The following is a 21995-nucleotide window of genomic DNA, read 5'->3' on the forward strand; positions in this document are numbered from 1 at the left end:
CGCGGCAACGAGAAAGGCGCCGAAGTCGGGCGCGGTGTTCCAGACTCATACGTTAAGGAGAGATGGAAACGCATGCTCATGAAAAGACGGATGACGGCTTGGCTCGCAGGCTTAATGGTAGTATTCTGCGCTTTTCCGATGATGCAAGTATCCGCTGCGACCGACGAGGCGCCCGGTAACGGCGCAGTCCTGTACGTCGCGACGAACGGCAGCGACGCCAATGCCGGCACAATCGCCGCGCCCTTCAAGACGCTGGAGAAGGCGCGCGACGCCATCCGCGACATGAAGGAAGGCGGCGGCCTGCCGGACGGCGGCGTCACCGTCTACCTGAGAGCAGGGCTGTACGAACGGACGTCGAGCTTCGAGCTCGGCGCGGACGACTCGGGCGAAGCCGGCAAGACGATCACGTACATGGCGTACCCCGGGGAGACGGTCCGCCTGTCGGGCGGACGCGATATCCCGAAAAGCGGGTTTGTGCCGGTGACCGACAGCGCCGTGCTGAATCGGATCATCAGCCAGGACGCAAGGTCGAAGGTGCTGCAGATCGACCTCGCGGCGCTCGGTATCACCGACTACGGGGTAATGAGCCGCCACGGCTACTATCTGGCCAACGACCTGAGCCAGGTGCCGCCGATGGAGCTGTATGTGAACGGCCAAGGCATGACGCTCGCCCGCTGGCCGAACGAAGGCACGGTTCAGATGGGGGACATCATCGACCCGGGCCCGACGCGCAAGGATGCGGACCTGCAGCAGCGAGGCGGCACGTTCACGTATACGTACGACCGGCCGCAGCACTGGACGCAGGCGGACGACATTTGGCTGGACGGCATTTTCGGCTACAGCTGGGAATGGTCGTACAACAAGATCGCCAATATCGACACGGCGAACAAGACGATCACGCTGCGTTACGGCGAGATGAGCGGCTTGTACAAGAACTGGTACCCGGACTTCCACTTTGCGCAAAACCTGCTCGAGGAGATCGACGTGCCGGGCGAGTACTACATCGACCGCGGCGCCGGCAAGCTGTATTTCCTGCCGAACGCCGAGTTTAAGACCGCGAATCCCGAGATCACGGTGACGATGCTGAAGACGCCGATGATCAATGCGATCGACGCTTCCTATATCGACTTCAAGGAGCTTATTCTCGAAAACGGAAGGGACTCGGCGGCCGTCATTGTCGGAGGCAGCCACGTGCGCATCGTGAACAGCGAGATCCGCAATTTCACGAACAGCGGCGTGCTGATCAACACGCAGAGCCGATTTTTTTACAACATCTTCGACGGCGCGCCGGGCACCGACCTCGGTATCGTAGGCTCGCATATCCACCATATCGGCGGTACCGCGGTCACGCTGAGCGGCGGCAACAAGACGACGCTCGCGCCGGGCAACAACTACGTCGAAAACTCGCATATTCACGACTTCGCCTATTACCACAAGGCGTACAATCCCGGCGTCATCCTGTCGGGCGTCGGCAACCGGATGTCGCACAACGAGCTGCACGACGCGCCCCACCCGGGCGTGCTCGTCTTCGGCAACGATCATCTGATCGAGTACAACGAGATCTACGACGTATGCAAAAGCTTCTCGGACCTCGGCGCGATCTACATGAACGCGGGTGAGACGCCGCAGCAGCGGGGCACCGTCATCCGGCGCAATTACTTCCACGACATCGGAACGAGCAAAGCCGGCGTCGAGGGCATTTATCCCGACAACTTCACGATGGGACTCAAGATTGAGGAGAACGTCTTTTACAAGATGGGCAACTCCGCCATCAAGAACAACGGCGGCGCGCATATCCTCTCGCGGAACAACATTTTCGTCGACGCGAAGGTGCCGTACGACTACGCGGATATCTATCTGGGCGACAGTCCGGACGGACAGATCGCGAAGAACTACATGCCGAAGTGGCAGGCGCTGTTCGCCGCGAACAACAACTTCGTCGGCACGCCGTACCTGACCAAGTATCCGGAGCTAGCCGCCTTCTTTGACGAAAACCGCTATTACCCGGACACCAATACGTTCCAGGGCAACATCGTCTACAATCCGGCGGTGGCCCAGAGCGTGACGACCAATGTGTACGGCGCGTACGACAAATTTAATCTGGTTCAGTACGCGAACAACTGGGTGACTTCGACCGATCCCGGCTTCGTCAACTTGGCGGGCGGCGATCTGACGTTAGCGGCCAACGCGCCTGCCTATAGCCAGATCCCGGGCTTCCCGCAAATTCCGTTCGGCGACATCGGCACGTCAGGAACGCCAGGAACAACTGCAGGACCGCACGAATTCCCGGTGACCGGCGTCGCGGTGTACAACGACGCGATCGCCGTCGATCGCTTCAAGTCCGTCAAGCTTCAGACGGCGGTCGTGCCGTGGAATGCCAGCAACGCGGCGCTCACGTTCGCGTCAGCCGATCCGTCGATCGCCACCGTAAGCGCGGCCGGCGTCGTCACGGGGCAGTCGGTCGGCGATACGACGATCACGGTCGCCTCGGCCGTCAATCCGAGCCTGACGGCGGTCGCATCCGTTCACGTCGAGGCCGGCGACGGCGTCATGGACCGGACGGACTTCGAGAACGGCTCGGGCCTGTGGCCGCAGGACGCGAACCGGTCGATCGTCAAGGTCGACGACAACCGGTGGTATAAGCTGCTGAACAACGCGTCGACGCTTATCAACAAGGATTTTACCGACTACGAGCTGACCTTCAAGCTGAAAACGCCCGAGACGATGCCGGCGTTCGCGACGCTGTACATCTTCGATAAGCAGGTGGGCAGCGGGTCGACCCGGATCGGCTACAAGGTACGGGAGGACGGCACGTCGTCCTGGCTCCTGTACAATTCGGCCTGGGCGGTGCTCAAGGAAGTGAAGATGCCCGGTCAGGACCTGCTGCCGAATACGACGTACGATATTAAGGCCCTCGTAAAGGGCGCGGACTACAGCGTCTACGTAAACGGCGCGTTCCGGATGAAGGGCTCGGACCCGGGACACAACGCAAGCGGCAAGGTCGGCTTCTACGTCAACAACGTCACGAACATGATGTTCGACGACATCCAGTTCAAGGCGTCGACGACCGACGTGTCCGGCGTGATTCCGACGGAAAATCCGGTGCGCGTGACCGCCGGGCAGACGAAGCAGCTGACCGTGTCCTTCGATCCGGTTAACGCGGCGAACCAGGGATTGACCTGGACGTCCAGCGATCCGTCGGTCGCGACCGTGAATGCGAGCGGCGTCGTCACCGCCGTGAGCGAGGGCGAGGCGACGATTACGGCGGCCTCGGTCGAAAACGCGAATGCGACGGCGGCCATCCAGGTCATCGTGTCGAACGTCATGCACTTCACGAACTTCGAGTCGGGCGGCAACGGCTGGCCCGTCGATCCGAACCGCAGCATTTATCTGGATGCGAACGGGAACCGCTGGTACAAGATTTTGAACGGCGCGACCGGGCTGCTGGATAAGACGTTCTCGGATTACATGCTCGAGTTCAAGCTCCGGACGCCGCCTACGCTGCCGACCGGCGGGGGCACGCTGTACATTTTCGACCGGCAGGACGCGACCGCTTCGACCCGCATCGGCTACAAGATGAAGGCGGACGGCACGTCGGATTGGGTGCTGTACAACGGCAGCTGGGCGGTGCTGAAAACGGCGCCTCAAACCGGCTGGGATCTGGCGGCCGATACGACGTATGACGTAAAAGTCATTGCCGAGGGCGGGCATCTCAAAGTGTATGTGAACGGGACGCTCCGGCAGGACGCCACCGATCCGGGCTACCGCCCGTCGGGCAAGGTCGGCTTCTACGCCAGCGGGTTCAGCTACCTGCTGTTCGACGACATACGCTTCTCGGTCGTGCCGCAGGAGCCGGCGCCGGGATTGTCGTCGCCGCTCGCGGTGGCGCCCGGCAGCGCGCCGGGCTCGACCCGGGTGACCGCGGTCGCATCGGATGCGGCGAACAGCCTGCACTTGGTCGTCTCGACGGCGCCGCTGGCGACGCCGAAGCTGGGCAGCGCAACGCTGCCGGGCGGGGCGGTCCCGCTTGCGAGCGGGACCGCGCTGGAGCTGCCCGCGGCAGCGGCGGGCGCTTACGTCGGCGTCTACGAGACGTCGACGTCGACGGGCAAGATCGCGCGGTTCGGCGCGCGACAGCTGGCCGCGGCCGACATCGCGCCGTATCCGGCGGCCGCGCTCAGCGTGACGGCGGCGCCGGGAACGGCCGCGGGTACGACGCGGCTGATCGTGGGCGATACGTCTGCGCCGGTGCCGGTGCCGCCAGGCCATGCGCTGAAGGCGGCCGTCTATGCGTCGGCCGCGGAGTTGCCGGCTGCGCCGAATCTGGGCGGCGCGGCCCCGGCCGGCGCGGCTCACTACGCGGCGGGCAGCGATCTCGTCGCCGCCGAGGGCAACGCGATCGCCGTCTATGAGCTGGATGCCGCGGGAAAAGTTGCGGCATTCGGCACAGTGACCCTGACCGCGGAGCAGATCAAAGGCGAAGAGGCAACCGAGGGGCCTGGGCTGCCCGGCAAACCGGTGCTGTCGAGCGACAACGGGTACGATACGGGTTTGCTCGACGGCGATTACAAGATTGCGATGAACCTGTGGTACGGCGAGAACGGCACCGTCTACAAGCTGTACGAGAATGACGTGCTCATCGATACGCAATCGCTCGCGAACGCATCGCCGGCGGCGCAATCGGCCGTCACCGCGATCTCGGGACGAACCGACGGCACTTATCGCTATCGGGCCGAGCTGATCAACGCGAAGGGCAAGACGACGAGCGAGACGCTGACCGTCACCGTCAAAGACGCGAAGCCGGGCAAGCCGGTGCTGTCCGCGAACAACTGGGACGGCGACGGCGGCTACGACGTGTCGATGAACCTGTGGTGGGGCACGAACGGCGTGACGTACCGGCTGTACGAAAACGGCGTGCTGATCGATACGCAGCAGTTGACCGCCGGCACGCCGTCCGCGCAAGCCGCGACGACCGCCGTCTCCGGCCGATCGCCGGGAAGCTACGAATACCGCGCGGAGCTCGCGAATGCGGCCGGCGCGACGACAAGCGAGACGCTGCTCGTACAGGTGACGAAGTAAATTAGGCAGTAACGGAGAGAAACCGTTCCTTTGGATGGCGGATGCGACAAGCAGCCGTTTCCGCAAAGGGCGGTTTCTTTTGCGCATTCCAACCCCTTCGGCCGTTCGCATGCTCTCTCTGGACAGAGGATCCGCTATTTTTGCGTTTTCGGGACTATTTAGGCGTCGGCGGACAGGAGATCCGTTATTGCGGCGAAAAGCACGCCAAAAACCATCCGTTAGCTGGAATAGCGGATCGTGTGTCCGCATCCTGATCTCTTTTTTCGAAGCTAATCTCTTTTTTTGAAATAGAGAAATAGTTGCACGTATCCCGATATCCGTTCATATACGGCGGGCGTACCCCTCGGCTACCATAGGCGTGTACGGAAGGGAGGCATGGTAGAAAGCGTTTCCACGAATGCGAGGCGCGACTCGCAGGAAGCAGTCTGCCTGACGATTCATACTTGCAAGTTGAAAAGGAGCTGGGACGATGAGGGGTTGGACGAAGAAAAAAACGATGGCGTTGAGCATGGTCATCGCGTTGTTCGCGAGCCTGCTGAACGTCGGGAACGCCATCAAAAGCGCGCAGGCGGAAGAGACCGGCCTGGCATGGCCGGCGTCGGTCATCGGCGGCTACAATTTGCCGTTCGCGCCTGTCCAAGGGCTGACGACGACGCAGAATCCGCCGGACTTCAGATGGCCGGCGGTGCCGGGCGCGATCGGCTACGACCTGCAGGTCAGCCGCGACGCGTCGGTGGCCAGCGTTACGTACGAAAATAATGCGTTGACCGAAAACATTTATAATTTTCCGCATACGTTCGATAGCGGCACTTGGTATTGGCGGGTACGCTTCCAGAAGGCCGAAGGCTGGTCGGTATGGAGCGACGTGCGCAAGTTCCGCATCGAGGCGCAGAACGTACCGTTCGTCGTGCCCCCGATTGCCGAACTGATGGGCAGCGTGCCGACGGGCCACCCGCGCATCTGGACGACGCCGGACACGCTGCAGGACTTCAAGAACCTCGCTTTGTCGGGCAGCGGAAAGGCGTTTATCGATCAGAAAAAGATCGACGTAAACACGGATTTACTGGCGGCCAATCAAAATCCGCCGGGGGATCCGCCGTTGACCGGGACGCTGGACGATTACGCGGGCAAGGCTAAACCGCTGATCAACCGGATGCTGGATACGGCCTTTTTATATCTCGTTACGCAAGACGCGAAATATTTGACCGACGCGAAAATCCGGCTGTTCGGCGGCCCGAGCGTAGCCGGCATCGCGGGCTGGGACCCGAGCGGACCGTCCGGCCAACAAGACCAAATCCAGCGTTCGGTCGCGCTGGCCGCGGCGCTGGCCTACGACTGGCTGTACGGCGCGCTGTCGGCGCAGGAGCGCACGAATCTCAAAAACCTGATCGCCCTGCATACCGGATCGATGGTATCCTCGCTCGTCGACAATCCGGATACCAATATCAAAAATCGTCCATACAACTCGCACGGCTGGTCGGCGTTCGGCTATCTCGGGATCATCGCCACCGCCATGCTGGGCGAGTATCCGGACGGCCGAGCCGAGACTTGGTACGCCAAGATCGTGCCCGCCTACATCAACATCATGCCGCCATGGGGCGGAGAGGACGGCGGTTGGTCCCAAGGCACGGGCTACTGGCAGTGGTCCAATCTCATCGGACAAGAGTTCGAGGACGTACTCCTTGCCTCGACCGGACTGAATTTGTATAAAAAAGCCTTCTCGCGCAACGAGGGACTGTACCCGCTTTACGCTTTCCCGCATGGTACCCCGAAGGGCATTTTCGGGGACGACAGCGAATATTTGCCTGACAAGCCAAGCGTGACCATCTACGACCGGCTGTCGCAGCTGAGCGGGGACGCGCGTCTCAAATGGGCGGCCGAAGCCATCGGCACCGGACCGGATTACACGATGAACAACAATTACTTCTACGGGGACGACAATCTATCTTCGCGACCGCCGGTCGATCTGCCTAGAGCCAGATGGTTCGAGGATGTGGGATTAGTCGCCATGCACTCCGAGCTGTACGACCCGGACCGCGTCTCGATGTATTTCAAATCGAGCCCGTACGGGAGCTACAACCACAGCTATGCCGATCAGAACAGCTTTGTCGTGAACGCCTTCGGCGAATCGCTGGCGATCGAGGCGGGTTATTACGATAGCTACACCTCGATTCACCGGACGCAATTCACGAGCCAGACGCTGGCCGCGAACGCGATTACTTACGACGGCGGCGTAGGCCAGAAGCCGAACGATATCGAGGCGGACGGCAAGGTGAAAAGCTTCGTGACGACGCCGGTCTTCGACGCCGTTAGCGCCGATGCGAAAACCGCGTACGGCAGCGCGCTCAGCCAGTCGGACCGCGACGTCATTTATTTGCGGCCCGACGTGTTCGTTGTGGTCGACAGGCTGAAGTCCGCGAATTCGTCGGGCAATGCGTTCGAATGGCGGCTACATGCCCAAGACCAGCTCGATCTCGACAGCGACCAAGCAGGAGCGACAATCCTCAAAGGGGACGCGGCGTTGAAGGTTCGCTTTTACGCGCCGGACAATCTGAGCGCTGCCAAGACGAGCCGATACATCGGCGTCGGAGGCAACGAAGTGAAGCCGGGCGGCAGCTTCGCCGCGAACGAGCAGGTGCACGCGATCTTCAGCGCGCCCAAGGCGACGTCTTCAACCTTCGTATCTACGATGGAAGCATACAAGCGGAATTCTACTCCGCAGAACATCGCCTCGGAAAACCACGGCAATTATATGAAGCTGACCTTCGAGGACGGTACGGTCGTTTATGTCCGCCTGACGACGGCGACCGGCGAGATCGATGCCGGCAGCATACGCTTCGACGGCTCGGCGGTCGCGCTGAAGGGCGCGTCGGTGCTGCTCGTCGACGGGAAAAAAGTCGTCAAAAACGGCGTTACGCTGATCGAAAGCGACCAGTCCGCTACGATCGCCTACGACGGAGCGCAGCTGTCCGTGTCGGGTCAGGCGGATCCGACGCAGATATCCCTGGAAGCGCCAGGCGTCCTGCGCGTTCGCGACTTCGACACCGGGACCGACTTCCCGAGCGGCGGCGCCGTCGCGAGCGGTCTCGCCAATCGGGGCATGCAGTGGGCGATGTCCGGCAGCAAGCTGCTCTTGCACGTAGATAAGGGGCAGCATGCCTTCAAGCTGAACAATGCGCCGATGCCGCAGGCACAGCCGAACGCGACGATGCCGGTCGAGATCGATGGGGCGGCGAGCAGCGTGACGATGCAGGTCTACGGCGATACGGAAGGCGTGCCGGTCGCATGGGGCAAGCTGAACAACGAAGCGGGCCTTTACGAGGTTCAGGAAGCGCCGGCGGGCTTCGTTTTCGAAAAGCATGGCAAGCCGAACACTGTCTATCTTGAAGCGGGAGCCTCTATTCTCGTGCGCGGGGCGTCAAGTTTGCTGAAGCTGGCGCGCATCGGTACCAGCAACCCGGCGCCTGTCGAAGTGTGGACGAATCCGGACGACAAACGATCGACGTTAAACCTCCAATGGAAAGAAGCCGAAGCCTACGTCGCCGTAGATGGTCCTAAGAAGTATTCGACGCGTCCGTTCCTGTCGGGCGGCGTCGGACTCGGAGAATGGAAGTCGACGGGCCAGTGGGTGAAATGGACGATCAACGTCCCTAAAGCGGGCAAATACGATCTCGTCCTCAAGTACGTCGCCGGCTTTGATCCCGTCGGCACGATGACGGGACGCCTCGCGATGATCGGCGATACTCCGTACTACGTCGAAGCGCCTGCAACGCTGGACGGGAACGGCGTGCCGGACTGGGGCCGTACGCCGGAAGTATGGAAGGGCCTGCGCGTCAAGACGGACCAGCAGCTGCCGGCCGGGCCTGTCGACATTACGATGTGGGACGCGCAAGGCGGCATGAACCTGGACTGGATCGCCCTGATCGAAAAGAAGGACGACGAGGTTCGGCCGAGCGTACCCGGCAACGTGCAGCTCGTCTCCCGTACGGATACGTCCGCGACGATCTCCTGGACGGCGTCGACGGACAATGTCGCGGTGAAGGCGTATGCAATCTTCGCGAACGACGTGCAGAAGACGGTCGTGCCTAGCGGCCAGACGACCGCGACGATTACGGGTCTCGTGCCCGGCACGGCGTATGCAATTGTCCTGCGGGCGATGGATACGAGCGACAATCCTTCGCTGGACAGCGCGCCGCTCGAGCTGCCGGCCAGCGATACGACGCCGCCGGCCTGGACGGGCGCGTCGCTTCGCGCTGTTCATCTATTCCCGGCGGTCGCCCGGCTGGCATGGGATGCTGCGACCGACAATTCCGGCGAAGTGGCTTCGTATGAAATCTACCGCAAAGCGGCATCGCAGACTTCGTTCGAGAAGATCGCGACGGTCGCAGGCAGCGTGTATGCGTACGACGCGACGCTGCTGCAAGCAGGAAGCGCGTATGCGTTTAAAATCGAGGCGGTCGACGGAGACGGCAATCGCTCGGTGAACGGCCCTAGCCTAACGTTGACCCAGCCGTCGACGGTCAGCGGCGGCGACTATTACGATTCATTCGACGAGCGTCCAGCCGGCGCATTCGGATCGACTGGCGGCTGGACGGCCGCGAACGCCAACGTCGACAGCGTCTCTTCGGTCACGGTCGTCGCGACTCCAGGCGGCGCGGGGCAGTCGATGCAGGTGACGGACGCCTATGCGCCCAGCAGCTCCGATTATACGCAGAGTCCGGCCGTGATCCGAACGACCGCGCCCTTGAGCGGGAAGGTGACGTTCGAGACTCGTTTTATGAACACGGAGCTCGGCAACTACGAATGGAAAATCCGCGGTCAGAACAGCGACATCGCAAGGATTAGCGGTTTTTCGGAGGGGAACTTCGGCTACTACAACCTGGATGCGGCTACGGGAACCTTCAAGGACTACAAGATTCCCGCGAACAACCTGAATCCGATCTTCAAATTGCCGAAGAATCAGTGGATCAAGCTCCGCATCGACATCGACACCGCGAGCAAAACGTACGATCTGACGATAGAAGCGGACGCATTCAAGAGCTATGGGGGACCGGTTGACGCGCCGGGGACGATGGAGAACGGTGCATACAAGGTGACCGGCATCAAGTTCCTGAACAATGCGAACGTGTCGTCCGTCGATACGTTCCTGTTCGCGGGAAACCGGTATACGAGCCAATTCTTGTTCGACTACGTGGCAATGTACAACGACACCACGCCGGCGGTAGCGGATCTGACGGCGCCGGCGACGACCGCGACGCTGTCGCCCGCGCAGCCGGACGGTGCGAACGGGGCCTACGCAGGCCCAGTCACGCTCGCGCTGAGCGCCGCGGATACCGGAGGTTCGGGCATCGACAAGACCGAGTACAGCCTGAATAACGGCGCCACCTGGCTGCCGTACGCAGGGCCGGTCACGTTCGATCGCCAAGGCACCTACAGCGTGTTGTACCGATCCGTCGACAAGGCGGTCAACGTCGAGAGCGCGCATACGGCCGCCTTCGCGCTCGCGGCGACGACTGTCCGGACGAAGCTGACGGACAGCGCGGGCAACCCGATCGCAGGCGCCGCAGTGAGCTACTATGCCGGCGGCTGGAAAACGTTCGGCACGACCGACGCAACAGGGACGGCGAACAAGACGCTGCCGGACGGTGACTACACGTTCGCTATCACCTACGAAGGCAAGACGGTTCAGAAGCCGCAAAATACGGGCAACAGCAACGTCGTCGATTTTCAAACCTTCAAGGTCAAAGTTCGGCTGAAAGACAGCAAGAACAATGCGCTGGGCGGAGGCGTCGTTTCCTTTTATAGCGACATCTGGCGGACGTTCGGCACGGCGACGGGCGGCGAAGTTTCCAAGGAACTGTTGCCCGGCACCTATACGTTCTCCATGGCTTACGAAGGCACGACACTGCAATTATCGAAAAATACGGGCGACAACGCGACAGTCGATTTTCAGACGGTAAAGGTGAGCGCGCAGCTGAAAGACAGCGGAGGAACGCCGCTGAGCGGCGGCGAGGCATCCTATTACGCGACAGGCTGGCACACGCTGGGCACGACTGCGGCTTCCGGCGAGGCGTCCATGGAGCTGCTGCCCGGCAACTATACGCTCGCCATGGCGTACGGCGGCGCTGCGCTGCAAAAACCGCAGGATACGGGAAGCGACCCGATCGTCGTCTTTCAGACGACCAGCGTCACGCTGCAGCTAAAGGACGCCCAAGGCAACATGCTCGACGGCGGCGAAGCCGCATACTACGCAGGAGGCTGGCGTACGTTCGGCACGTTCTCGGGCGGCATCGCGCGCAAGGAACTGCTGCCTGTCAACTACACGTTCAGCGTCACTTACGGCGGCACGATCAAGCAGGCGTCCGCCGACGCAGGTACGACGACGACGGTGCCGTTTACCTTCTGATTTTCACGCAGGCGAAGCCTTCAAGAGGGCGATCCCCGGATCCGTGCGGATCCGGGGATCGCTTTTCTGACGCGGCCGGGATGTTGCGATTTACACACGAGTAAAGGCTTGTTAAGATTGAGGTGCCTGATTCGGCGAAGCACATTATCCTTAACGCTTGGGGGTCGCATGAGACAACTTCAGCCGATGCTCTTTTTCAGACGCAGATCCTACTCGCTTTTTATGAGGCTTATCGCCGGCTTTCTGTGCATCATCGTGCTGCTTGTCTCGCTCACGGTTTATGCGATCTCGATATCCAAGCGCATCGTCAAGCAAGAGATCGTCAATTCCAATACGCTGATGCTGGACAATGCGATGAACGGCTACGAAAAGCACCTGGATCTTGTCAAAAAGCAAATGTACCTGTTCTTCAGCGAAGAAGTGCAGCGCCTCCAGGCTCCTCCCCGCTACGACGAGTTCCCGCAGATCATTAGCGATATCTCGACCTGGGTCGCCAACCCGTACCTGTTTATCGACAACATCGTTTTTGTTACCGATCAAGGCAAGACGGTACTGGAAAAAAACACGAGCACGAGCGCCCGGGCCATGTTCGGCAAGTTTTACGCAAGCGAGGCGTATCCGCCGGATTTCTGGACTGCGCAGTTTTCCGAACCTTATACCTACCGGGTGTTCCCTTCGGCCTCTTTTCATAATTCCATCTTCCGTGGCAGCTCCGAGCCGATCGGAGACCTGATTCCGGTCGTGTTCAAGTACGACGGCAGCGCGGATTCGTTCATGGTCGTGTTCCTCGAAGCCGGGAAAATGTACGATGCGTTCCAGCAAAGCAAATTCGACAACTTCGCGGTCTATGACAGAGACGGGCGCATCCTTTACCTCAGGGAAGGAGAGAAGCCGTTCCTCGCCTACGACGAACTGACGAAGCCGGGCAAGGAACGGTTCGTTCGCGGCGACGACTACTATTTTATCCGAAAAGGTTCTGCAACCGGTTACAGCTACGCTTATCGCGTACCGGCCGGGCAGATCGCTTACCAGTCGCGACTGAGCCTCACGTTGATCACCATTCTTGCCGCCGCCGTGCTGCTCAGCATTCTGATCGCAGTCATGTTCGCCGTCCGCATCAACAATCCGTTGAAGCGCGTGATCGAGTCACTGCGCTCGATGAACGAAGCGATGCCGAACCGGTCGGGCATCCGGGAGTTTAATCTGATTGACGACGAGCTTCGCGGGAGCCGGGAGCTGCGCCGGCAGGTCGGCTTCGTCAACCGGCTGAAGGCGATCCGCAGCCGCGAGGCCGACGGCGCGAGCCTTTCCTTCTCGGAAGGGCCGTTCGTTTTTGTACTGTATCAGGTTCAGTCGCGGTGCCGCGATTCGGGCGATGCCGAGCCGATCGGCCAATGGCTTTATTATCTGAAAGCATATATTGACGCTCATCTGCAGCCGGCGTTCTCCGACGCGCAGACGTTCCAGATCGAGCGCAATCAGATTCTGAGCCTCGTGCCGACCGACCGGACGGACGATCTGCTCGGACTGCTGAAGCGGATGAAGGACGTGTTCGAGCACGACAAGGCGTACGGCATCGTGACGATCGCAGTGACGCCGGTCCATCGGTCTTCGGACGAACTGACGTCCGCCTACGAGGAAGCGCAGCAGCTCGTCAGAGAGCGGCGGCTGACCGACGAGACGCAGATTATCGTCGTCCCCCCCGAGCCGCAGTCGCCTGTCGGTTTGCCGCCGGATCAGGACAAGGAGTTTCTCGTCCAATTAAAGGAAGGCAACGCGCAGCGTGCTGCGGCGATCTTGCAGCGGTTGTTCGACCGCTGGGAGAGCGATTCGATGACGGCGGCCGCGCTGTTGCGGTTCGCCGAGTCGACGGTCGGCAAGATACGCGTCGCCGCCGTCCAATCCCCGGCGGATCCGGACCGGCTGACGTCTATCCTCGCGCATGCCGAGGCAGAGCTCTCACGGTGCGAGACTGCGGCAGAGCTGGAGCGGCAACTGCTGGACCTGGTGAAGGAAGCGGCGGAAGCCGTCAAGGCGAAGAAAGAAGAAAAGGACGCGGTCACGGATTTCGTCATCGACTACGTGAATGCGCATTTGTCGGAGGCCATCTATCTGGATACGCTCGCGGACAAGCTGAAGATGAGCAGCAGCTACTTGTCTACTTATTTTAAAGGAAAGACGGGCGTCAACATCGTCGATTACATCAATGAGACGCGCATCGCGCGGGCCAAGGAGCTGCTTTGCGACAACCGCGCCAAGATCAATGACGTTGCAAAGACGGTCGGTTATCAGAACATTACGTCCTTTAACCGAATGTTCAAGAAATTTACGGGCACGACGCCGAGCGAGCACCGAAAACGGGAGCATAGCTCGTGAAAAGAGCCGCGGGGGAAGGGGAATCCGGTTGATTGAGTACAGCAAGCAAATATTGGGTATTGCCGTGCGAATGGCGCTCGCCGTTCTCGGCGCGCTTGCCGTCTTGGCCGCACTGACCGGCTGCTTAGGAGGGGGAGGCAACCAGGCAGCTTCGACCGCCGTGTTTTCTAAAGCGGGCGACCAGTCTGCGTCCGCATCCGTATCGAGCGCAGAGCCGCTCACGATGCTGACGGAGGAATCGCAAGCCTGGCCTGCAAGGCCCGACTGGCCCGTATGGCGTTGGGTGCGGGAGGCGACGAACATCGCCATCGAGCAGGTGACGCAGACGGGACCCGAGTCGATGGCGCTGGCGATCGCGTCGGGCGACATGCCGGATCTATTCACGGTGTATCCGGCCGATGCGCAGAAATACGGCTCGCGGGGCGCTTTTCTGGACCTCTTCGGTTACTTGGACCGAATGCCTCACGTCCGGGCGTTCCTCGCTTCGAGGCCCGATGTCGCCGTGCGCATGACGTCGCCAAGCGGCGAGATGTACCAGTTGCTCAGCGACGGCTCGGGCGCGGGCAACCAGATCGTCTGGTTTTACAGGGACGACATTTTCGACAAGCACGGACTTAAGCCGCCTTCCACCTGGGACGAGCTCTACGAGACCGCCAAGACGCTGAAGCGGCTCTACCCGGACAGCTACCCGTTCGTCTTCAGGCACGGGCTCGGCACCCTTGCCACGTTCGGACCGGCGTTCGGCATTTACCCTTCGTTCTATCAGGACCCCGAGACGGGAGAGGTCAAGTACGGCCCGACCGATCCGAATTTTAAGGCGATGATCGGATACTTAAGGAAGTTTTACGCAGAAGGGCTCATGCCGCCGGATTGGCTCTCGATGGACTATAAGGCCTGGACGCAGTTCATGACGACGAATCAATCGTTCATCACCGTCCAGTACATCGGCCAGATTGAGATTATGAACGCGCAGCTGGAAGCGGGCGAGCACTTGACGTTCATGGCGCCGCCAAGCGGGCTGGACGGGTTCGCCTATCTTCCGAGAAAAGACTACGAACCGCTCGGCTACGCGATCTCCGCCAAGACGGAACGTCTGGATACGGCGCTGCGTTACCTGGACTTTTTGTACGCCGACGAGGGCATGGACTTGATGAGCTGGGGCAAGGAAGGCGAGACCTACGAGGTCGTGGATGGCAAACGCAGGCTGCTGCCGCTGTTCAAGGAGCCCAACGACCTGCGCAAGAAAGCGGGCATCATGACGGCGGGCACGTACGGCCGCTTCGACTATAGCTCGCTCATGTCGCTCAGCGGCGCGGACGAGCAGAATGCCTATCGCGAAGCGGCCAAGTACGCGTCCCCCATCTCCGGCGAACCACCGATGCTGGACGCGAGCGAGATCGCCTGGGCCGGGCCGGCGCTGGAGCAGCTGGACAAGTACTACGGGGCCAACGTCTCCCGGTTTATCCTCGGCTACAAGCCGATGTCCGAGTGGGACGCCTTCATCGAAGGATTGAATAAACTGAACCTGACCAAGTTGAAGGAATTGTATCGGTTGGCGTTCGACCGGGCAAGGGAGGCCGGGCGTCCGTGAACCTCGGAAGCGCGAATGGCTGCAAGCCCTGCGGTCATTCGCGCTTCCTTCGGCGGGCGATACCCTGTGCTTCTCGCGCCATGTCCGCAATGCCCCGCATCAACTCGCCTGCTTGCTCGGCATACGCCGCTTCAAGCTGCGCGTCCTGAAGGGAACCGAAGTTGATCTCCGCGGTCAGGAGGGCGGACCGCGCGGCGGCCTCCAGCAGGATCGCGGCGATGGCCAGGTCGGACAGGACGTTCTTGTTGGCGCCTTCCGCGATTTGCAGCGTATGCGTCAAGCCTTCCCGGCATTGCTCCATCAAACGGAGAGGAACCGCTGTCGCTTGGACGGCCGCTTCTCGCAGCGCCGCCCGGCGCTGCGCCTTTTCTTCTTCGGTCGCCTTGGGCAGCCGCAGCGCGCCCATGTAGCGGTCGAACGATGCGATGTCCGCATGCATCAGCGTTTCGCATTCGGCGCTCAGGCGAGTCATCCGCGCGAGCGTCTCTTCGACCTGCGGCCGGATCGCCGCGAATTTGTCGCCTTGCGACAGTCGGCCGACCATCGACGTCATCGCAGCCCCGAGCGCGGCGACCACCGCGGCTACGCTGCCGCCGCCGGGCGTCGGGGCCGCGCTGCCCGCTTGTCCGACGAAGCTCCGAATCGACCGGTCCCACGAGATTTCGCTCATTGTCGGTTCGCCTCCTTTTGCTGCAAATCGATCGCGTCCATCAAGTTCCTGAATACGATCGCGGTCGTCAGCGTACCGACGCCGCCGGGTACGGGCGAGTATGCGGCAGCGCGTTCGCCCGCGTCCGCGGCGACGTCGCCGGCGATGCTGCCGTCCGCGAGTTCGTTAATGCCGGCGTCCACCAGGACGAGGCCGGGATGGACCATGTCTTGCGTCACCGTATCCGGACGGCCGACGGCGACAAAGGCGAACGCCGCGCGGGTCAGGTGAGAAGCGATATCCGGCGTGCGGGAGTGGCAGACGGTGACGGTCGCCTGCTCGTGCTGCAGCAAATGGAACAGCGGCAGCCCGACGGTCTGGCCGCGTCCGATCAGCGCGACGTCGGCGCCTTCGAGCGCGTAGCCGTAATGCTTGACGAGCGCGATGCAGGCCTGGGGCGTGGCCGGATAGAGGCCGGCTTCGCCCGTGACGACGGCCAGCTTGTTCGCGGGCGCGACGCCGTCGACGTCTTTGTCCGGCGCGATCGCCCGCTCGATGCGGCGCGCGGACAAGTGGGCGGGCAGCGGCAGTTCCAGCAGGATGCCGTGTACGGCGGCATCCGCGTTGCAGTCGGCGATCAGACGCAGGAGGGACGATTCGGTCGCATCCGCCGGAAGCTCGTGCAGGCGGTAGGCGATGCCGAGCCGGTCCGCGATTTTTCGTTTGGCCTGGGCGTAATACGCGGAAGCCGGATCTCCTTCGACCAGAATAACGGCCAGCTGCGGTTGGGTGCCTTTTTCCTTGAATGCCTGTGCGCGCGAGCGGACGTTTTCATAGACGCGTTCCGCCGCTTCCTTAGCTTTCATGATTGTCGTCATGGCTAGGTCCTCCTTGAATGGGAATGCCGATTTTTGAACGAAAAAGGACCCGCGGCAGACTCGTATTCGCATACGAGTCTTGCTCGCGGATCCTTTTCTCCCAGGCGAACGGAAGGGTCCTTCCGCATGCTCCCTCGTGGTCGATTCCACTGATCTCGCCAGTCGCATGCGGCTCTATTGCCTTATATAGTAACAGACCCGGCTGCGATTGAAAACCGCTGGGGAACGCCCGAGGCAGAACTACGATATTCTTTGCTGGATTACGCAATTTCTCTGTATCGATTCTCGACGGTCCGTCGGTCTGCTAAACTGGCTTTACTCAGAACGATAGGGGACGGAAAGGAACGGTCGGACATGCCTAACCAGACGTTAAAAACGGGAATGCTCGGGGCGGGCGCGATTGCCGGCAACCATCTGGAGGCCATTCGGGCGGTCGACGGCATATCGGCATGTGCCGTGACGGATCTCGACATCGGCAAAGCCAAGGCAGTCGCGGACAAGTATGGCATCCGTGCCTACGATCGGTTCGGGCCGATGCTCGATGCGGAGAGACCGGATATCGTAACGATCGCGCTCCCGCACCATTTGCACAAAGAAGCGGCGCTGCAGGCCGTCGGATACGGATGCCACCTCATGCTCGAGAAGCCGATGGCTTTAGATGTCCAAGAATGCGACGAAGTGATGGAGGCCGCCGACAAGGCCGGGGTCCGCTTGCTGATCGGACACACGCAGCAGTATATGGCGCACAACCTGGAGGCCAAGCGGATTCTTCAAAGCGGCGAACTGGGCGAGATCGTCATGATCAACGACGCCCGGCATACGGATTATTTTCAGCTGCGGCGACCCGACTGGTTTCTTGAAAAGGAGAAGGCGGGGGGCGGCATCCTGTTTAACCTGGGCGCCCACGCCATCGATAAAATTCAATGGTTGACCGACGGCAGCGTGCGAAGCGTGCGAGCCTCCGTCAGCCATCATGGTCCAAGAGGCAATGTGGAGGGCAGCGGAGCGGTCTTTCTGGAGCTCGATAACGGCATCCCTGCAACGATGGTGCAATCGGGCTATCCCGGAGCGGCGCGTAATGAAACCGAGATTGTCTGCACGAAAGGGATGCTCAAATTGATGACGGGATACCAGCTTCTGATCAGCCGCGGCGGGGAGTACGAGGAAGTTGAAATCGCCGAGCAGGCGGATCCCTTCGTTCTGCAATATCTGGACCTGCTTCAAGCGATTCGGGAAGGACGCGAGCCTGGCTGCTCGGGGGCTTACGGCCGGCATGTCATCGCTTCCATAGAAGCGGTGTATCGATCTGCGGCAACCGGAAAGGAACAGAAGGTTTAAAAAATGTGGACCGCAGCTTCGAATGGAAACTGAGGTCCAACCTTTACTCTGTATCCGCGACAGCCGCGAGCTGAACGGCGGCAATCCGAACGACGACAAGCGTGCCTTGGCCCGGCTGACTGGAAAATGCCAGACCATAAGCTTCGCCGTAGTGCATTTTTAGCCGCTGATCGATATTTTTCAGTCCGTATCCCGGTCGTTCTTCCGCCGAATCGGGATCGTTTAAAATGCGGGCGGCCTTTTCCTCGGACATGCCGACGCCGTCATCCTGGACGTACAAGGTAATATTCCGGTCGTGAGTCTCACTGCGGATCGTGATCGTTCCGCTCTCCGTTTCCTTCTCCAGGATGCCATGCAAAATCGCATTCTCGATAATCGGCTGCAGTACGATCTTGATGATCGGATAATCAAGAATCGATTCCTGAACCTCTATGTTCAGCCGTATCGCCCCGTCGCACCTCAGGTTCTGGATTTGTACGTAAGCCTTCACATGCTCGAGTTCATTGCGAACGGTGACGGTATCTTCGCCGTTGCTCAAGCTTAGCTTGTAAAATTTGGCCAGCGCCTCGACAACGGCGCCGATGGCCGGCGCTTTATGCGCGACGGACATCCAATTGATCAGGTCCAGCGTGTTGTACAGAAAATGCGGATTGATTTGCGCTTGCAGCGCTTTGAGCTCAAAGCTTTTGAGCGCTTTGCCGAGGTCGTATTTCTCTTCGATCGTGGCAGCCAGCGTCCCCAGCATGTAGTTATAGTTTTTGATCAGCTCGCCGATTTCGTCCTTGCCGCTTGGAATGTAGGCGTCATTGAAGTCCCCTCGCCTGACCTTTCGCATTTGGACGATCAGCGCTTTAATTCGTTTTACGGCGGACGAAGCGGTCAGGAACGACAGCGGCAGGGTGACCAGCGCAATGATTAAAAATACGACAATCATCGGTTTTCTGGATTTATGGCTCAGATTAAGAATGTCGGCGTAAGGCGTAATCAAAAGCAGGGTCCAATCCGAATATTCGATGCTTTGCGCGCCGACCAGCCAATCGCCGTCGTCCCGACGCTGCTTGCGGAGAACGCCTTGGCGCAGGTTATCGGTAGAAAAATCGGACAGGATGTCCATGTAATTGTTCGGAGGATGTTCGCCGGCATTGCTGGAGGTGCTGACGATCTCGTTCCGGCTATTGACGATGGCGAGGACGGTGCCCTGCGTATAAACGGACTGATCGAGAATCTTCTTGATACGATCCTGCGGAATTTCAAAGTCGATCACGCCGATGCTCTCATAAAGATTGCGGTCGCTTGGAATGTTGCGTACGACATGAATGACATTTTCATTTTCCTCGGGAAAATAATCGGCGCCGAACCATTCGACCGTATTTCTGCCGTCGAGCAATTGCCGGAACCAGCGCGTATCCGCATAGCGGCCCAGATCCCTGATCTCCTCGCTTTGGGAGAGGGAGACCATGCCTTGGCGCATATAGATGCGGACATTGCTGACGTCGGGGTTGTTTTTGGCAAGCAGGAACAAGGCCTCGAGTCTTTGTTCGTCCATAATCCATTGCCCGATATTGTCCGTATAGCGCTCGGAATCAAACTGAATCAACGCCATGATTTCGTCGTTCATCGCCATCATGTTCAACACATTCAGGACGGAGTTCGTCTTGAATTCCATATACGAATCCGTTTGCTTTAACGTCTGCTGCGCGGAGTAGACCATTTCCTTCTCGTTTTCTCGCTCCGTCACGAACGAGTTGACGAGCAGAAAGGTCACCAGCGGAAGCAAGATCAACGCCAAATAGGAAAAAAACAGTTTATACTTGATGCTTAAATTGCCGAAGGCATTCATCCAGGCGCGAATCATCGATTGCCGCTCCCGGATGTACCGGCCTGCGCTTCAGAGACCGGATAATAGATCTCCATGTACCTGGTGGGCGTGTAACCGGTATGTTTCTTGAACAAGGTCGTGAAGTAGTTCGCATCCTTGTAACCTAACGCGTCGGCGATTTCATACTGTTTCAGTTGTCCCTCTTTCAGCAGATCCTTCGCTTTTTCCATGCGAACTTCCGTAATGAATTCATTGATCGTTTTGCCTGCGTTCTTCTTGAAGAACGCGCACAGGTACGTTTTGCTGAAGCTGACATGAAGCGCGATCGACTGCGTGGAAAGCGTGGAATCGGCATAATGCGCGCGAATATATTGCGTAATTTCGTACACTTTTCGCCCGACGGAGTCTTTGTCCCGGATTCGGTCGTACATCGCTCCGATTCGGTGCAGCAAGCCGGACGCCAATTCGTCCAACGAGCCGACTCGATCGATATGCCGCCAAATCGCATGCATTTCGCTGCCGTCGTCCGAATGAGCGATTCCCCATGATGCAGCCGCCTCCTGCACGATTAAGGTCAACTGATAGAACACGGACTTGACGCGATGGAGGTCGAGATCCTCCGTATGTGCCGCTTCCGCCGCCAATTGCCGGATAAGTGCCAGCGCAGGCCCGCGATCGTCGGTGCTCAGATGGCGACGAAAGCGTTCATGCGTTTTGCTGTCGATGCGGAATTCGACTGTCGGAACAGCATCATAGCGAATGACGTTGCGGTCTCCGCGATAGAAACGTAGCGCGGCCGCCGCAATCGCGGCCTGGAAGGAAGCCGGAACTTGCCCGATCTCGCGAACGCGAGGTCCGACGCTTAAGGTTAAACGGATGCGATCTGCCGCGCATTCCTGCAGATGGCGCAGCGCCGCCACGATAGCTGCGTCCCGCTCGGCGGCGGGACGATCCGTTCGCTCCGCGACGATCATGAAGAGGCGGTCCCGGACGTCGAAGCCCGCAAGGCAATCCGCCCAACCGAACACCTCGGGCGCCGCGAGCTGTTCGAGCAGCGCGGACCGAAGGCCGTGGATCATGCGGTTATCCGTCGTTGCGGGCCCATCGATAATCGCATAGGCAGCCGTGAAGAACGGATGCCGCGAAAATCGGATATACAGATCGCCGAATCGGTTTTCGAGCTCCGAAGGATCCGGCGGAAGGCCGGTCAACTCGCGGGCCAGCTCTTGACGCATCCGCCATCGGCGCTCGCCCAACCCGTCGATCATTCTCTGATTTTCCTCGAGGTGGCGCCTGTCATCCAAACATTCCGCAATCGCTTTCAACAGGGCCGATTCCAATTCCGTCACATTGATCGGCTTTTCGACGAAACTGATTGCCTTTAGGTGAATCGCTTCTTTTAAATACTGCTTGTCCGCATGCCCGCTTAAGAAGATGATTTTGCAAGACGGATATATCGCCCTTATTTTAGCCGCTAATTCCATCCCGTCCATCTTGGGCATGCGAACGTCCGTCAGTAAAATGTCCGGCGCCGCGGCTTGAGCGGTTTCCAGCGCTTCCAATCCGTTTTTGGCGGTCGCGATCGAAGCGACGCCCATCCGTTCCCAAGGCAGATAACGACTGAGGCTGTCTCTCGTCGTCCTTTCATCGTCTACAATGATCGCTCTGAGCATGGCGGTCTCTCCTCGTTCCCATCCCGAAAAACATGTCTACCGTCAGTGTATCAGATCGCCCCATACCTGAGAATCCGTCAATGACAACTGCATAATCGAGCCAAGAAGATCGTAATTTTGTGTCGTATATTTTAGAAACATCGATTTGTAAAATGGGGTTGCAAAGAGTCGTGACGAAAGGGGGCG

Annotated in this window: 9 protein-coding genes and 1 riboswitch; of the genes, 5 read left to right on the top strand and 4 right to left on the bottom strand. The window is 59.9% G+C overall.

Going from position 1 to position 21995, the window contains the following annotated elements; all coding sequences use genetic code 11:
* Positions 1–78: 78 nt before the first annotated feature.
* From ACFSR7_RS26300 to ACFSR7_RS26315, 4 genes are all read left to right on the top strand, one after another.
* A complete protein-coding gene (locus tag ACFSR7_RS26300; RefSeq protein ID WP_378166851.1) occupies positions 79–5079 on the top strand; it encodes an Ig-like domain-containing protein in 5001 nt (1666 codons plus the stop codon).
* A 469-nt stretch (positions 5080–5548) separates the two neighbouring features.
* On the top strand, positions 5549–11485 hold the full coding sequence (locus tag ACFSR7_RS26305; protein ID WP_378166756.1) for a DUF4962 domain-containing protein: 5937 nt from the start codon (positions 5549–5551) through the stop codon (positions 11483–11485).
* A gap of 168 nt (positions 11486–11653) precedes the next feature.
* Positions 11654–13861, top strand: a complete 2208-nt coding sequence (locus tag ACFSR7_RS26310) for a helix-turn-helix domain-containing protein (RefSeq protein ID WP_378166757.1) — start codon at positions 11654–11656, stop codon at positions 13859–13861.
* A gap of 28 nt (positions 13862–13889) precedes the next feature.
* On the top strand, positions 13890–15452 hold the full coding sequence (locus tag ACFSR7_RS26315) for an extracellular solute-binding protein (protein ID WP_378166758.1): 1563 nt from the start codon (positions 13890–13892) through the stop codon (positions 15450–15452).
* A 34-nt stretch (positions 15453–15486) separates the two neighbouring features.
* Here ACFSR7_RS26315 and ACFSR7_RS26320 read toward each other — a convergent pair whose 3' ends face one another.
* Together ACFSR7_RS26320 and ACFSR7_RS26325 are read right to left on the bottom strand one after the other, a co-directional pair.
* Positions 15487–16122 (bottom strand): cyclodeaminase/cyclohydrolase family protein, encoded by a 636-nt coding sequence (locus tag ACFSR7_RS26320; RefSeq protein ID WP_378166760.1) that lies wholly within the window; start codon positions 16120–16122, stop codon positions 15487–15489.
* Complete coding sequence (locus ACFSR7_RS26325; RefSeq protein WP_378166761.1) at positions 16119–16979, bottom strand: bifunctional 5,10-methylenetetrahydrofolate dehydrogenase/5,10-methenyltetrahydrofolate cyclohydrolase; 861 nt, start codon at positions 16977–16979, stop codon at positions 16119–16121. The genes ACFSR7_RS26320 and ACFSR7_RS26325 overlap by 4 nt, the downstream gene beginning before the upstream one ends.
* A gap of 91 nt (positions 16980–17070) precedes the next feature.
* A riboswitch (ZMP/ZTP riboswitch) is annotated at positions 17071–17155 on the bottom strand.
* 178 nt (positions 17156–17333) lie between these two features.
* Here ACFSR7_RS26325 and ACFSR7_RS26330 point away from each other — a divergent pair.
* Positions 17334–18317 (top strand): Gfo/Idh/MocA family protein, encoded by a 984-nt coding sequence (locus ACFSR7_RS26330; RefSeq protein WP_378166763.1) that lies wholly within the window; start codon positions 17334–17336, stop codon positions 18315–18317.
* A gap of 43 nt (positions 18318–18360) precedes the next feature.
* On the opposite strand, the gene ACFSR7_RS26335 is transcribed toward ACFSR7_RS26330, so the two are convergent.
* Positions 18361–20172 (bottom strand): cache domain-containing sensor histidine kinase, encoded by a 1812-nt coding sequence (locus ACFSR7_RS26335; RefSeq protein WP_378166765.1) that lies wholly within the window; start codon positions 20170–20172, stop codon positions 18361–18363.
* Entirely contained in the window at positions 20169–21809 is a 1641-nt protein-coding gene (locus tag ACFSR7_RS26340) for a response regulator transcription factor (protein WP_378166767.1), read from the bottom strand. The genes ACFSR7_RS26335 and ACFSR7_RS26340 overlap by 4 nt, the downstream gene beginning before the upstream one ends.
* Positions 21810–21995 lie beyond the last annotated feature (186 nt).

The sequence above is a fragment of the Cohnella sp. GCM10020058 genome (genome assembly GCF_042683485.1).
Lineage (GTDB): Bacteria > Bacillota > Bacilli > Paenibacillales > Paenibacillaceae > Cohnella.

What these genes read in the sequence shown, in the direction of transcription:
- ACFSR7_RS26300 (WP_378166851.1), top strand. Translation starts at nt 79, where the DNA reads ATGAAAAGACGGATGACGGCTTGGCTCGCAGGCTTAATGGTAGTATTC.
- ACFSR7_RS26305 (WP_378166756.1), top strand. Translation starts at nt 5,549, where the DNA reads ATGAGGGGTTGGACGAAGAAAAAAACGATGGCGTTGAGCATGGTCATC.
- ACFSR7_RS26310 (WP_378166757.1), top strand. Translation starts at nt 11,654, where the DNA reads ATGAGACAACTTCAGCCGATGCTCTTTTTCAGACGCAGATCCTACTCG.
- ACFSR7_RS26320 (WP_378166760.1), bottom strand. Translation starts at nt 16,122, where the DNA reads ATGAGCGAAATCTCGTGGGACCGGTCGATTCGGAGCTTCGTCGGACAA.
- ACFSR7_RS26325 (WP_378166761.1), bottom strand. Translation starts at nt 16,979, where the DNA reads ATGACGACAATCATGAAAGCTAAGGAAGCGGCGGAACGCGTCTATGAA.
- ACFSR7_RS26330 (WP_378166763.1), top strand. Translation starts at nt 17,334, where the DNA reads ATGCCTAACCAGACGTTAAAAACGGGAATGCTCGGGGCGGGCGCGATT.
- ACFSR7_RS26335 (WP_378166765.1), bottom strand. Translation starts at nt 20,172, where the DNA reads ATGATTCGCGCCTGGATGAATGCCTTCGGCAATTTAAGCATCAAGTAT.
- ACFSR7_RS26340 (WP_378166767.1), bottom strand. Translation starts at nt 21,809, where the DNA reads ATGCTCAGAGCGATCATTGTAGACGATGAAAGGACGACGAGAGACAGC.